The following is a 13,359-nucleotide window of genomic DNA, read 5'->3' on the forward strand; positions in this document are numbered from 1 at the left end:
ATGCTGAAAAACATGCTGAAGGCGACGGTGCTCGCCACGACCATGGCGCTGGCCGCCGGCACGTTCTACACGCCGGCTTTCGCCGAGACCGTCTATAACAGAGGCAGCGCCGCCGAAGCGGAGACGGTCGATCCGCACAAGACCTCGACAGTCTACGAAGCCGATATCATACGCGACCTGTTCCAGGGCCTGGTCATGCATGACCAGAAGACGAACCTCATTCCGGGCGCGGCCGAAAGCTGGACAGTGTCCGACGACGGCACTGTCTACACCTTCAAGCTGCGCAAGGATGGCCTCTGGTCGGATGGCAGCCCGGTGACGGCGGACGACTTCGTCTATTCGTTTCGTCGGCTGGAAGACCCGGCCACCGCTGCCGAATACGCCTCGATGCTGTACCCGGTGAAGGGTGCGGAGGACGTCAACACCAAGAAGGGCAAGCCGGAGGATATGGGTGTCAAAGCGATTGATGCAAATACCCTCGAAGTCACGCTGAAGGCGCCGACGCCTTACTTCCTGGAGATGCTGACCCATCAGGCCACCTATCCGGTCAACAAGGCTTCGATCGACAAGCTCGGCGCCGACTGGATCAAGGCGGGTAATCTCGTTTCGAACGGCGCCTATACGCTGGCCGAGTGGATTCCCAACGACCACATGAAGCTGGTCAAGAATCCGAAATTCTGGGACGCCGCGACCGTCAAGATGGACGTCGTCAACTATATCCCGACCGAAGACCGCTCATCGGCGATGAAGCGCTTCGAGGCCGGCGAACTCGACAGCTACGGCGACCTGCCGACCGAACAGCTCGCTGACCTCAAGACCAAGTTCGGCGACCAGGTCCGCGTCGGACCTTATCTCGGCACCTATTATTATGCGATCAAGACCGACAAGGCGCCGTGGGACAATGTCGAACTGCGCAACGCCATCTCGATGGCGATCGACCGCGACTTCCTCGCCGAGAAGGTCTGGCAGAACTCGATGCTGCCTGGCTATTCGATGGTGCCTCCGGGCATCGCGGGCTACTCGCCGGCAACGGCCAAATACGCCGACATGTCGCAGATCGACCGCGAGGACGCTGCCAAGAAGACCCTCGAGAAACTCGGCTATACGCCCGAGCATCCCTTGAAGATGGAGATCCGCTACAACACGTCGGAAAACCACAAGAACACGGCCGTCGCCATCCAGGAACAGTTGAAGCCGCTCGGCGTCGACGTCTCGCTCGTCAACACCGACACCAAGACCCACTACTCCTTCCTCGAGCAGAAGGGCGACTACGACGTGGCGCGTGCCGCCTGGATCGCCGACTACAAGGATCCGGAGACCTTCCTCGGCATCACCCGCAAGGCCAGCGGTAACAACTATTCGAGCTATGTCAGCCCGGCATATGAAGCGGCCATGGACAAGGCGGCGGCTGCCGGCGGTAAGCCGGAAGAGCGCATGAAGGACCTCGCTGAGGCCGAGCGCATCCTTGTCGATGACGTCGGTAACATTCCGCTTCTCTACTACAGCTTCCACGACATCGTTTCCTCGAAGCTGCATGGCTTCGACGACAATGTGATGGATATCCATCCGTCCCGCTTCATCAGTAAGGACTGATCCTTAGCCGGGCCGCCGCGCAACTCAATGCGCGGCGGTGCTGGTTGGCCATCGCATCGGTCCGGAAACCGGAATCGATTTTCGGTATGTCGGTGCGAAGATTTGAAGGCTAGAGCGCAACCGTCCGGCTGGACGCGCGTTGCTCTGGATCAAGCGGGGCACCGATGCTGCGATACGTATTACGGCGGCTTCTGACCGCCATCCCGACGCTGTTCGTCATCGTGACCATGGCGTTTTTCCTGATGCGCGTCGCGCCGGGCGGCCCATTCAACCAAGAGCGGGGGCTGAGCCCCGAGATCAAGGCCAATCTCGAAGCCCAGTTCGGCCTCAACGACCCGCTCTGGCTGCAATTCGTCCATTATCTCGGCAATCTGCTGCGCGGCAATTTCGGCCCGAGCTACAACATGCCGGACTTCACCGTCACCGAACTCTTCGCCAAGGGCCTGCCTATATCGGTTCAGCTCGGCGCCTCGGCGCTCGTCCTGGCGCTGCTGCTCGGTTGTGTGCTCGGCACCATTGCGGCGCTTAACCAGAACAAGCTTGGCGACTATACGGTGATCGCGCTGGCGACGGCCGGCAGCACCATCCCAACCTTCGTCATCGCGCCGGTGATCCAACTCCTGTTCGGGCTGACCTGGAGGCTGCTGCCGATCGGTGGGTGGGGCGATGGCGCTTTCATCAACAAGGTCGGTCCGGTGTTGACGCTCGCTCTGCCGCAGATCGCCATCGTCGCCCGGCTGATGCGTGGCTCGATGATCGAATCCTTGCGGTCCCATCACATCCGCACGGCGCGCGCGCTCGGCCTGTCCGATTGGTCGGTGGTGGTCAAGCACGCGCTGCGCGGCGCCATCCTGCCGATCGTCTCCTTCACCGGTCCGGCGGCGGCGGCATTGCTGACCGGCTCGGTCATTGTCGAGACGATCTTCTCCATTCCAGGCGTTGGCCGCTATTTCGTCGATGCCGCGCTCAATCGTGACTACACGCTGGTGATGGGAACGGTGGTGGTGATCGCCATCTTTACCATTGTCTTCAACCTGATCGTCGACGTCATGTACGCGGTCGTCGATCCGAGGGTGCGCTATGACTGACATCGCAGCCACAGCCGCCCCCGCCGTCATCGGCCGTTCACTCTGGGGGGATGCCTGGGCGCGTCTCAAGGCCAATCGCGCCGCCATGTTCAGCCTGTACTACCTTGCCCTGATCGGTGTCGTCAGCGTATTCGGGCCGTGGTTCGTGCCACATCAATACACTACCATCTATGCCGACTATGTGCGCATGCCGCCAAGCCTGTCAGCCTATCCGAAGGCCGACATGGTCGAGACGGCGCTTACCGAAGCGATCAAGCGCATGCGGGTCGAGATCAAGGAGTGGCGGCAGGAAGGCAACCAGGTCTTCGTCACCGTCAAGTCGACCAGGCCGATCGACGATCGCAACATCCGTTATCTCGACCGTTCCGATGCCTTTGACGGCACCAAGATCGAGAGCAAGTCGCCCGACGGTCTTGAAGCGACGATGAGCGCCTCGATCAAGCAGCAATATTTCCTGTTCGGCACCGACAACACCGGCCGGGACCTATTGTCGCGCACGCTGATGGCCGGGCGCATATCGCTGGCCATCGGCCTGCTCGCGGGTGTCGTGGCGGTGGTCATCGGCGTGGTCTACGGGGCCGCTGCCGGCTTTGCCGGCGGCAAAATCGACGAGGTGATGATGCGCATCGTCGACGTGCTCTATTCCTTGCCCTTCATCTTCTTCGTCATCATGCTGGTGGTGTTCTTCGGCCGCAACTTCGTGCTGATGTTCCTGGCGGTCGGCGCCGTGCTGTGGCTCGACATGGCGCGGATCGTGCGCGGCCAGGCGCTGTCGATCCGCCGGCAGGAGTATGTCCAGGCGGCGGAAGCCATGGGTGTCGGCCAGCGCGGTATCCTGCTGCGCCACGTCATTCCCAATCTGCTCGGCCCGGTGGTCATCTACATGACGCTGCTGGTGCCGCAGGTCATCATCCTGGAGAGTTTCCTGTCATTCCTGGGGCTCGGCGTGCAGGAGCCGATGACCAGCTGGGGCGTGCTGATCTCGGTCGGCGCCAAGAACATCGGCACCGCCAACTGGCTGCTCCTGTTCCCCGCCTTCTTCCTCGTCTCGACGCTGTTCGCGCTGAATTTCGTCGGCGACGGCCTGCGCGACGCACTTGACCCAAGGGATCGCTAAGATGGGGATCGCCGAGATGGCTGCTTCCGAAACGATCCTCAGCGTCAAGGATCTGCGTGTCCGCTTCCGCACGCTTGACGGCGCCGTCGAAGCAGTCAAGGGCATCAACATCCATGTCAAATCTGGCGAGACCGTTGCCGTGGTTGGCGAATCCGGGTCCGGCAAAAGCCAGACGATGATGGCGGCGATGAGCCTGCTGGCATCGAATGGGGAAGCGACAGGCAGCGTCGATTATCGCGGCCGCAATCTTCTGACGCTTAGCAAATCCGAGCTCAACCAGGTTCGTGGCCGCAAGATCAGCATGATCTTTCAGGAGCCGATGACTTCGCTCGATCCGCTCTATTCGATTGGCAATCAGTTGATCGAGCCGATCCGCCGGCACCGGGGCCTGAATGCCCCCGACGCGCGGGAAGAGGCGCTCAAGCTGCTGCGGCTGGTGCATATTCCCGATCCCGAGCGGCGGATGAAATCCTATCCGCATGAAATGTCCGGTGGCCAGCGCCAGCGTGTGATGATCGCGATGGCGCTCGCCAACGACCCTGACATATTGATCGCCGACGAGCCGACGACGGCGCTCGACGTGACCATCCAGGCGCAGATCCTGATGCTTCTGGCCGAATTGCAGCGCAAGCTCGGCATGGCGATCGTCTTCATCACCCACGATCTTGGCATCGTCCGCCGCTTTGCCGACCGGGTCTATGTCATGCGCCAGGGCGAGGTTGTCGAGGAGGGGGAGGCGGAGGCCATCTTCGTCAATCCCCAGCATGCCTACACGAAAATGCTGCTGGCGTCCGAGCCGACCGGCAGCAAGGCGCCGCCGCCCGCCAATGCTCCGGTGCTGCTTGAAGGCAGAAATGTCGAAGTGACGTTCAGGATTGGCGGCGGGTTTCTTGCTGGTGAACCGCTGATGCTGCGTGCCGTCGATCACATCTCGATCCGGCTGCAGCGCAACCAGACCATCGGCATCGTTGGTGAATCCGGCTCGGGCAAGTCGACGCTCGGCCGCGCCTTGCTGCGGCTGTTGCCGAGCGACGGGCTTATCCGTTTCGGCGATCGCGACATTTCCCAAGCCGACAGGCAGGCGATGCGGCCGCTGCGGCGCCAGATGCAGCTTGTCTTCCAGGACCCGTTCGGCTCGCTGTCGCCGCGCATGACCGTCGGCCAGGTCATCACCGAAGGACTTCTGGTGCATGAGCCTGATCTCTCGGGCAAGCAGCGTGATCAACGCGCGGTCGACGCCTTGCGCGAGGTCGGCCTCGACCCCAACGCACGCAATCGCTACCCGCACGAATTCTCCGGCGGCCAGCGGCAGCGCATCGCCATTGCTCGCGCCATGATCCTGAAGCCCAGGCTGGTGGTATTGGATGAGCCGACCTCGGCGCTCGATCGCTCTGTGCAGAAACAGATCGTCGAACTGTTGCGCAAGCTGCAGGCGGACCACGAATTGTCCTATCTCTTCATCAGCCACGATCTGTCGGTCGTGCGCGCCATGGCCGACTACATCATCGTCATGAAACAGGGCAAGATCGTCGAGGAGGGGCCGACCGAGGCGATCTTCAGCGATCCGCGGCACGCTTACACACAGACGCTGATGGCCGCCGCGATCGACATGACGCGATTTCGCCTGAGCGCCTGAACCAGGCTTCGCACCGATACACTGGCTGTCCGCTCAATTTGTGGAGCTCGGGCACTTGCGTGCTCGCACAGCGGCAATGGCATCCTGTTGCTGCTTGAGCCGGTCGATCCTGGCTGTTTCACGGTTGGCCACCGCGGTCTTCACGCGTGAGCCGCCGAGCAGCCAGCGTGGAACATTGGTGTTGGCGACCTTGCCGCGCGTGATTGCCGTTTGCGAGATGTCACGGGCGACGTCTCCCATCGCCCTGTTGAGGTCGGTGCACGTCATCGAATCGTATTTCGCTGGATCGACGGTTCTGCCGAGCGATGAACAGCCAGCGACGAGAACCAGCGTCATCACGAGAATCAAGGGCGAGGCTGTGGTTGAATTCAAATTCATGTCGCACTCGGCCCGCCGTTCACTGACTCCATCAAGTTCACGACCCTAAGACCGACAGACCTTTTCGTCAAAATATGTGGCCTCGAAGAAACCTCCCACTGGGCCCGGCCTTTGCGGCCGACGCAGGAACATCTCAGTCACTGGAATTGCTATCTGCCGAGTGTTGGGCTCAATCGCTGGCAAACGGAGAGTACCGGTTCCGGCGACGTCGGGGCGGCCTTTCCTACGCTGCCTCGGCCACGAACCTCGACGGGGGGCAACCGCCGAGCACTGTCTGAGCGATGTCGGCGTCATTTTCATCGACATGCGCCGTCACCAGAACGACCCCTTCGGCAACCTCCTGATCATCCGCCTTTATGGCGGCCGTGGCGAATGTTCCAAACAGACCGGCAACGCCGCCACAGACCGCGCCAGCCACCGCTGTTGGCAATACGCCCGCAGCAACAGGATTGATGCCATAGGCCGCAACGGCACTCAGGCAGACCAACCCGCCGGCGGCAGCGCCAAATAACGATCCCAAAGCGGAAACCCGAAGAGATCCCGCCTCGTCATTGTAAGGCCCGATGATCGCGATCTGTACGCGAGGAATTCCGGCTGCCACCAAGTCGCTGGCGACCCGCGCCGCATCGACGGGGGAATCAAAAAGTCTGCAAATCGTCGGCATGGTCGCTTAACGCTTCTGGCTGTTCAGCGTCGTCTCGGTGAGGAATGACGCGGCAATCAGATCGTCAACCTCGATTGGGCCCTCGCCGCCCTCCATGATGGCTGCGACCTTCTGGAAGGTCTTCATCTCGTCTTCGGTAATCTGGGCTTCCTGCATCCTGGCTTTGATCTCTGTCATGCGCATGCTCAGGGCATAGGATTTCTTGGTCTCACGGTTCGACATGCTGCTGCTCATAGTTCATTGATCATTTTTTGCCCGCCACTCGAATTTGGGGCAAGGGGCAAACGTTTCCAACCCTGGACTTCGGTCGGGGAGGGTCGGACCTAAGTCTGGTCGTGGGCCGCAATGGTCTTGCCGACGGCGCCGCCAAAGCATGACCCAGGAATGCGTGCCAAAAGGCCTTTCGTGGCCCGACTCATCAAGAATCGGGCCGGAGATCTGCGATCAGTACCCGTCGTTTTCGATCACAACGGGATGGTGCCGATGGTGGTGACGATGGGTGGAGACGGAACCTGTCACGACAACAGTATCGCGGTGATGATGCCGGCGCCCATGGTCATAGAACGCTACGGTACCATGGCGGCGGTGGTGCAAGCGCTGACCGTCTTCGTTGATGATCTTGACGCTTTCGTGATGTCGATGATGGGTTCTAACAACCACATCGGCTTCGGCTGCCGAAGCCACAACGGGCAGTCCAAGGGAAAGCGCCAACGCGCACATGATCATTGTTTTCATTGCAGTTTCTCCATTTTCTTAATTAGCCCTTCATTGGATAAACTGCCCCTGATCGCTTTGGTTCCGGTCGTCCGGCATCGACCCGAACGTTCACTGGTCATCGCTGGATCTCGTCAAACGGCGGAACATTAGGCGTGCCTGATGGTTTATTTCCCGCAGCCGGGATCACGATTTGGTGTCTGCTGCGGATCAGTCGGCAAAGGCTGGTCGGCCCGCGTTCTCTGCCAGAGGCGCGGGCTTCCCAGGCAACAGGAGAGAGATAATGAACAATATCATTTGGCTCGTTGGAGCTGTGGTCATCGTGATAGCGATCTTGAGCTTTTTTGGCCTCCGCTGAGGGGGACGCGCATACCAGTCGGGATGTTTACCCGAAACTGTCCGCGAGCGCACGCATGAAGGCATCAGGCGGCCGGTTGACTGGTTACTGTCCAGTGCAACGGGCATCGCTGTCGGCCGGGTCACAGAGGCACGGCGAATAGAAATTCGCCCATCCGACTGGCGGGGGACGCGAGTAATCTCGCTTGAGGGGCAGGCGGAGCGCCGAAGTCGGGATGCGCTAACTCTTTGTTTTCTCTGGTCGGAGTGGCAGGATTTGAACCTGCGACCCCCTCGTCCCGAACGAGGTGCGCTACCAGGCTGCGCTACACTCCGTGACCAGACCGCGGGCTTATAGCCGCCACACTTGGTTCCTGCAAGCGGCACGGCGGCACTTCTGTCGCATTTCGTCGGCTTTCGTCGAGCATTGCCCGAAAGGCCCGGATTCCCTTCCGGAATAAACATGGCTTAAAGCCTTGTGTGCTAAGCCGCAGCCCTCGACAATTCGTAATTTCGGCCATTCGGAGTTTCCAGTCTTGTCCTTCAGCATCGTTGGCGACGCCCGGCCCAACAGTTTCGAATTCGAAACCACAGCGCTGATCAAGCCATCCGGCTTTCGCGAATATGATGCGCGCTGGTGGTTCGGCCATCCCGGCTCCGCGCAACGACCGGAACTCAATCTGATCGGCGTCCAGGCGCTCGGCATGGGGCTTGGTACGCTGATCCGCCGTCTCGGCGCCGGTCCCGATATCATTACCGGGCATGATTTCCGCTCCTATTCGCTGTCGATCAAACTGGCCCTGGTGTCCGGTTTGATGGCTGCAGGCGCACGGGTGAGGGACATCGGACTGGCGTTGTCGCCGATGGCGTATTTCGCTCAGTTCGCTTTGGATACGCCCTCGGTCGCCATGGTCACCGCTTCGCACAACGAAAATGGCTGGACCGGCGTCAAGATGGGTGCGGCGCGGCCGCTGACCTTCGGCCCGGGTGAGATGAGCGCGCTGAAAGCAATCGTGCTGTCCGGCGATTTTGACCTTATCGGCGGCGGCTCCTACGATTTCATCCGTGACTTTCGCGCGACCTATCTCGACGATCTGACCCGCGACAAGCGCATCGCCCGAAAACTGAAAGTGGTCGCAGCCTGCGGCAATGGCACCGCCGGCGCCTTCGCGCCGCAAGCGTTGCAGCGCATCGGCTGCGAGGTCATCGCGCTCGACGTCGAGCTCGACCATACATTTCCGCGCTACAATCCCAATCCCGAGGACATGCGGATGCTGCATGCCATCCGGGACAAGGTGCTGGCATCAGGCGCCGACATGGGCCTTGGCTTCGACGGCGATGGCGACCGCTGCGGTGTCGTCGACAATGAAGGCAATGAAATTTTTGCCGACAAGGTCGGTGTGATGCTGGCAAGGGATATTTCCAGCCAGCATCCCAACTCGACCTTCGTCGTCGACGTCAAATCGACCGGCCTGTTCCATACCGACGCAATGCTGCGCGCCAATGGCGCCGTCACTGACTATTGGAAAACCGGCCATTCCTACATCAAGCGCCGCGTCGCCGAACTCGGTGCTGTCGCCGGTTTCGAAAAGTCGGGTCATTTCTTTTTCAATCCGCCGATCGGGCGCGGATATGACGACGGCCTGGTCACCGCCATCGCCATCTGCCAGATGCTGGATCGCAGCCCGGGCAGTTCGATGGCCGATCTTTATCGCGCGCTGCCGCTGACCTTTGGCACGCCGACCATGTCGCCGCACTGCGCGGACGAGGTGAAGTATGGTGTGGTCGAACGGGTGGTTGCCGACTTTCAGGCCATGAAGCGGGATGGAAGGGTTTTCGCTGGGCAGAAGATCGCAGACCTCATCACCGTCAACGGCGTGCGCGTCGTCGCCGATGACGGCACCTGGGGGCTGGTGCGCGCCTCGTCGAACAAACCGGAACTGGTCGTGGTGGTCGAAAGCCCGGTGTCGTCGCAGCGTCGACGGGAGATGTTCGAGGCTGTCGACGCCGTGCTGCGCCGCAGCTCCGAGGTGGGCGCCTACAACCAGACCTTTTGAATGGTAGTTGAATGACCGAGCGGATCGTCAGTTTTGTCATGAGCGGTGGCGTCGGCTCGCGGCTGTGGCCGCTGTCGCGCGAGGACAACCCCAAGCAGTTCCACGATCTGTCCGGCGACGGCTCGATGCTGGCCAAGACCTTGCGTCGGCTGACCGCCCGGCTGGAAGGCGGAACGCCGATCTTCCTGATCGCCGCGGAGCGCCATGCTGATCGCGTTCACGCCGATCTTGCTGGTCTCGACCTCGCCGGCGGCGGTCCGCTGTTCGAGCCGACCGGGCGCAACACAGCCGCCGCCGTCGCACTGGCGACGCTGCGCACACTGTCCGAGTTCGGCGACAGCCTGGTGCTGGTGGTGCCGTCTGACCATGAGATATCGACCCCGCGCCAGTTTTGGCAGAGCGTCGAAGCCGGCACCGAGGCTGCGCGCGTCGGCAGGCTGGTGGTGTTCGGCATCAAGCCGACGCAACCAGAGACCGGCTATGGCTATATCGAGGTCGCGGCCGAAAGCGGCGGCACCTTCGACGTGTCGCGCTTCGTCGAAAAGCCGGATATTGCGACTGCGCAGAGCTATCTCAAGGCCGGAAATTTCTACTGGAACACCGGCATCTTCCTGTTTCGCGCCAGCACCATGCGTGACGCCTTCATAGCGTTCCAGCCGGATATCTGGCAGGCCACCGAAGCAGCCTACAAGGCGGCGACATCGGATCTGTCGGGCCTTTACATGCCGCTGGAACTCTACGCCGCCATTCCGTCGAACTCGATCGACTACGCCATCATGGAGCGGGCAAAAGACATCGCCATGGTGCCGGCGGGCTTCCGCTGGAACGATCTCGGCTCGTGGCAGTCGCTGCTCGATGTCGGCCCCGCAGACGACCGGGGCAATGTCATCATCGGCGATGTCGTCGCCATCGATTGCGAGAATTCCTACATTCGCAGCGACGGCCGCCTGCTGTCGGCGATCGGCATGAAGGATATCGCCATCGTTTCGACATCGGATGCCACCTTCGTCGCCCCGGTCAGCCACAGCCAACACGTCAAGAAGATCGTCGAGCAGCTCGAAAAATCGGGTCGCCTGGAAACCAGGTTCACGCCGGCGCATGACCGCGTCATCGAAAGCGGCGCCTGGCGCCGGCGCGTGCATCACTGGCTGTTTCAGGAGACCTTGCCGCTGTGGTCGACATCGGGGGTCGACGAACGCCATGGCGGCTTTCACGAAGCGCTCGGCCTGGACGCCTCGCCGTTGATGAAGCCCAAGCGCATGCGCACCATGGCAAGACAGGTCTATGCTTTCGCCGTCGCCCGGGCGCGCGGCTGGGACGGCCCGGCCGATCGGTTGATCAGCCACGGCATCGCCTTCATGGCCGGCAAGGGCCGCACCGACAAAGGCGGCTGGGTTCGCACGCTGAATGTCGACGGTTCGGTCGCCGACGCCACCGAGGATGCCTACGATCATTCCTGCGTGCTCCTGGCACTGGCGCATGCGCATATGTCAGGCAATCCCGACGCCTTGCGCCTCGGCGAGGAAACCTTCGCCTTTCTCGATGCGCATCTCGAAGACAGCCGCATGACCGGCTTTCTTGAGACATCGGACGGCAAAGGCGAGCGCCGCTCCAACCCGCATATGCACCTGCTCGAGGCCTTTCTCGCCTGGCACCAGGCGACCGGCGAGCGCGCCCATCTGCGGCGCGCGGCACGTATCATCGACCTCTTCCGCAGTCATTTCTTCGATCCGGAAAGCTGGACGCTTGGCGAGTATTTCGATGCCGAATGGAAACCCTCCACCGGCGAGAAAGGGTCATGGACCGAGCCCGGCCACCATTTCGAATGGGCCTCTTTGCTGGTAGATTTCGCCGGGCGTAGCGGCCAGGCCGAGTTGAGCGGCTTTGCCCGAAAACTTTACGCGTCGGCCACTGCCAATGGCCTCAACCGCGCCACCGGGCTTGCCTATGGCGCCGTCTCCAGGCAAGGCCTGCCGCTCGACCTGATATCCCGCAGTTGGCCGCAGGCCGAAGCCGTGAAGGCGGCGATCGCGCTGGATGGCTCTGGCGGCCCCGATCTCAAGCCGGAAATCGAAGCGCGCGTCGGCCGGCTGTTCCGCTGGCACATCGACCCGGCGCCGCTCGGCCTGTGGATCGATCGCATCGACGAGCGCGGCCGCTCGCTGGCATCGGACGTTCCTGCCAGCATCTTCTATCATCTGGTCTGCGCGCTGACGCAGTATCTTGATGGGACGGTGGAGAAGGGATGAGCCCGTATTGAGAGGCCGGCCTCTCAATACGGGCTCGCTACATCCCCAGTCTCGACATACACCGACTTCAGCTGCGAATAGAGTGCCAGTGCCGCCAGTGAATTCTCACGTCCGATGCCTGACTGCTTGAAGCCGCCGAACGGGATTTCCACCGGCGTCAGATTGTAGGCGTTGATCCAGCAGGTGCCAGCCTGCAACTCGGCGATGACGCGGTGGGCGCGCGGCAGGTCGCGCGTGAAGACGCCGGCGGCAAGGCCGAATTCGGTGTCGTTGGCGCGGTCGATCACCTCGTCCTCATCGTCGAACTTCAGCACGCTCATGACAGGCCCGAAAATCTCTTCGCGGGCGATGCGCATTGTGTCGGCGACGCCGGTGAACACCGTCGGCTCGACAAAGAATCCGCCTTGGAAACCCTGCAGCGACGGCACGTTGCCGCCGCAGGCAAGCGTTGCTCCGTCCTGCTTGCCGATTTCGATATAGCCGACCACCTTGTCATGCTGCGCCTTGGAGACCAGCGGACCCATCTGGGTTTCGGGGTCGAGCGGGTCGCCGATGCGGATTTTTTTGGTCCGCTCGACAAGGCGTTCGACGAAGCGGTCGTGAATGCCGTTTTGCACGAAGACCCGCGTGCCGTTGGAGCAGATCTGGCCGGTCGAATAGAAATTGCCGAGCATGGCGCCGCCAATGGCGTTCTCGATGTCGGCATCGTCGAACACGATCAGCGGCGACTTGCCGCCGAGCTCCATCGTCGCGTGCTTCATTTTTGAGCCGGCCAGCGACAGCACCTTGCGGCCGGTCAGCACCGAACCGGTCACCGACACCTTGGCGACGACATCGTGGCCGACAAGCCCGGCGCCGACATCGCCATAGCCCTGCACGACGTTGAACAAGCCGTCGGGCAGCCCGGCCTCGCTGTAGATCTCCGCCAGTGCGAGTGCTGAAAGCGGCGTGTTTTCCGATGGCTTGAACACCATGGCATTGCCCATGGCGAGTGCCGGTGCCGATTTCCAGCCGGCGATCTGGATCGGATAGTTCCAGGCGCCGATGCCGACACAGACGCCGAGCGCTTCGCGCCTTGTGTAGGCGAAGGGTCCGCCGAGATCGACCGACTCGCCATTGTAGGCGGCGACGGCGCCGCCGAAATATTCAAGGCAGTCCGCGGCGGAAGGCGCGTCCGCCACCAGCGTTTCCTGGATCGCCTTGCCGGTGTCCAACGTCTCGATGCGGGCGAGGTCGGCATTTCGGGCGCGCAATATGTCGGCGGCGCGGCGCAGGATGCGCCCGCGCTCGACCGGTTTCAGCCGCGCCCAAGCGGGCTGCGCCGCCCGCGCTGCCTCGACGGCGAGCTCCAGCACGTTCGGCGTCGCCGAACGTAGCATGGCGATGGTCTCACCGGTTGCCGGATAGATGACCGGCAGCGGCGCGCCGCCTTCGTCCTCGATGTAGCGTCCATTGACATAGTGCGATGCCGTGGGCTGGGCGCGCATGGTTTTCTCCAGATGTATTCGCTACCAAGTCCGTTCGACA

General features: G+C 61.9%; 11 protein-coding genes and 1 tRNA gene. 7 read left to right on the top strand and 5 right to left on the bottom strand.

The genetic code is table 11. From position 1 onward, the window contains the following. The 4 genes from NKI21_RS17245 (at position 1) to NKI21_RS17260 (ending at position 5,434) form a co-directional block, all read left to right on the top strand. Positions 1-1,593, top strand: a complete 1,593-nt coding sequence (locus NKI21_RS17245) for a peptide ABC transporter substrate-binding protein (RefSeq protein ID WP_023808499.1) — start codon at positions 1-3, stop codon at positions 1,591-1,593. Positions 1,594-1,757: 164 nt separating this feature from the next. Further along, the gene (locus NKI21_RS17250; protein ID WP_027035849.1) at positions 1,758-2,681 is read left to right on the top strand and encodes an ABC transporter permease subunit; all 924 of its coding nucleotides are present in this window, start codon (positions 1,758-1,760) and stop codon (positions 2,679-2,681) included. Beyond that, on the top strand, positions 2,674-3,798 hold the full coding sequence (locus NKI21_RS17255; RefSeq protein ID WP_352441325.1) for an ABC transporter permease: 1,125 nt from the start codon (positions 2,674-2,676) through the stop codon (positions 3,796-3,798). Before NKI21_RS17250 ends, NKI21_RS17255 begins: the two co-directional genes overlap by 8 nt. A 16-nt stretch (positions 3,799-3,814) precedes the next feature. Further along, positions 3,815-5,434: an ABC transporter ATP-binding protein gene (locus NKI21_RS17260; RefSeq protein ID WP_023808496.1), complete on the top strand. Its 1,620-nt coding sequence runs from the start codon at positions 3,815-3,817 to the stop codon at positions 5,432-5,434. Positions 5,435-5,467: 33 nt separating this feature from the next. Here the strand turns inward: NKI21_RS17260 and NKI21_RS17265 are convergent, their stop codons facing one another. The 3 genes from NKI21_RS17265 to NKI21_RS17275 form a co-directional block, all read right to left on the bottom strand. Beyond that, positions 5,468-5,812, bottom strand: a complete 345-nt coding sequence (locus NKI21_RS17265) for a hypothetical protein (RefSeq protein ID WP_023808495.1) — start codon at positions 5,810-5,812, stop codon at positions 5,468-5,470. A 223-nt stretch (positions 5,813-6,035) separates the two neighbouring features. Then, positions 6,036-6,476, bottom strand: a complete 441-nt coding sequence (locus NKI21_RS17270; RefSeq protein WP_023808494.1) for a hypothetical protein — start codon at positions 6,474-6,476, stop codon at positions 6,036-6,038. 6 nt (positions 6,477-6,482) lie between these two features. Beyond that, on the bottom strand, positions 6,483-6,698 hold the full coding sequence (locus tag NKI21_RS17275) for a hypothetical protein (RefSeq protein ID WP_127295641.1): 216 nt from the start codon (positions 6,696-6,698) through the stop codon (positions 6,483-6,485). Between the two features lie 183 nt (positions 6,699-6,881). Between NKI21_RS17275 and NKI21_RS17280 the strand changes: the two genes are divergently transcribed. Further along, positions 6,882-7,343, top strand: a complete 462-nt coding sequence (locus NKI21_RS17280; RefSeq protein WP_352441324.1) for a hypothetical protein — start codon at positions 6,882-6,884, stop codon at positions 7,341-7,343. Between the two features lie 442 nt (positions 7,344-7,785). On the opposite strand, the gene NKI21_RS17285 is transcribed toward NKI21_RS17280, so the two are convergent. Then, positions 7,786-7,862: transfer RNA gene (locus tag NKI21_RS17285), tRNA-Pro, on the bottom strand. Between the two features lie 200 nt (positions 7,863-8,062). Between NKI21_RS17285 and NKI21_RS17290 the strand changes: the two genes are divergently transcribed. Further along, a complete protein-coding gene (locus NKI21_RS17290; protein WP_352441323.1) occupies positions 8,063-9,583 on the top strand; it encodes a phosphomannomutase/phosphoglucomutase in 1,521 nt (506 codons plus the stop codon). A gap of 11 nt (positions 9,584-9,594) precedes the next feature. Next, positions 9,595-11,832 (top strand): mannose-1-phosphate guanylyltransferase/mannose-6-phosphate isomerase, encoded by a 2,238-nt coding sequence (locus NKI21_RS17295; RefSeq protein WP_352441322.1) that lies wholly within the window; start codon positions 9,595-9,597, stop codon positions 11,830-11,832. Positions 11,833-11,855: 23 nt separating this feature from the next. Here the strand turns inward: NKI21_RS17295 and betB are convergent, their stop codons facing one another. After that, positions 11,856-13,319 carry a betaine-aldehyde dehydrogenase gene (gene betB, locus NKI21_RS17300; protein WP_352441321.1) on the bottom strand — a complete coding sequence of 488 codons (1,464 nt, stop codon included), beginning with the start codon at positions 13,317-13,319 and terminating at the stop codon, positions 11,856-11,858. Positions 13,320-13,359: the final 40 nt, after the last annotated feature.

It is taken from the genome of Mesorhizobium sp. M0715, from assembly GCF_040320355.1.
Taxonomy (GTDB): Bacteria; Pseudomonadota; Alphaproteobacteria; order Rhizobiales; family Rhizobiaceae; genus Mesorhizobium.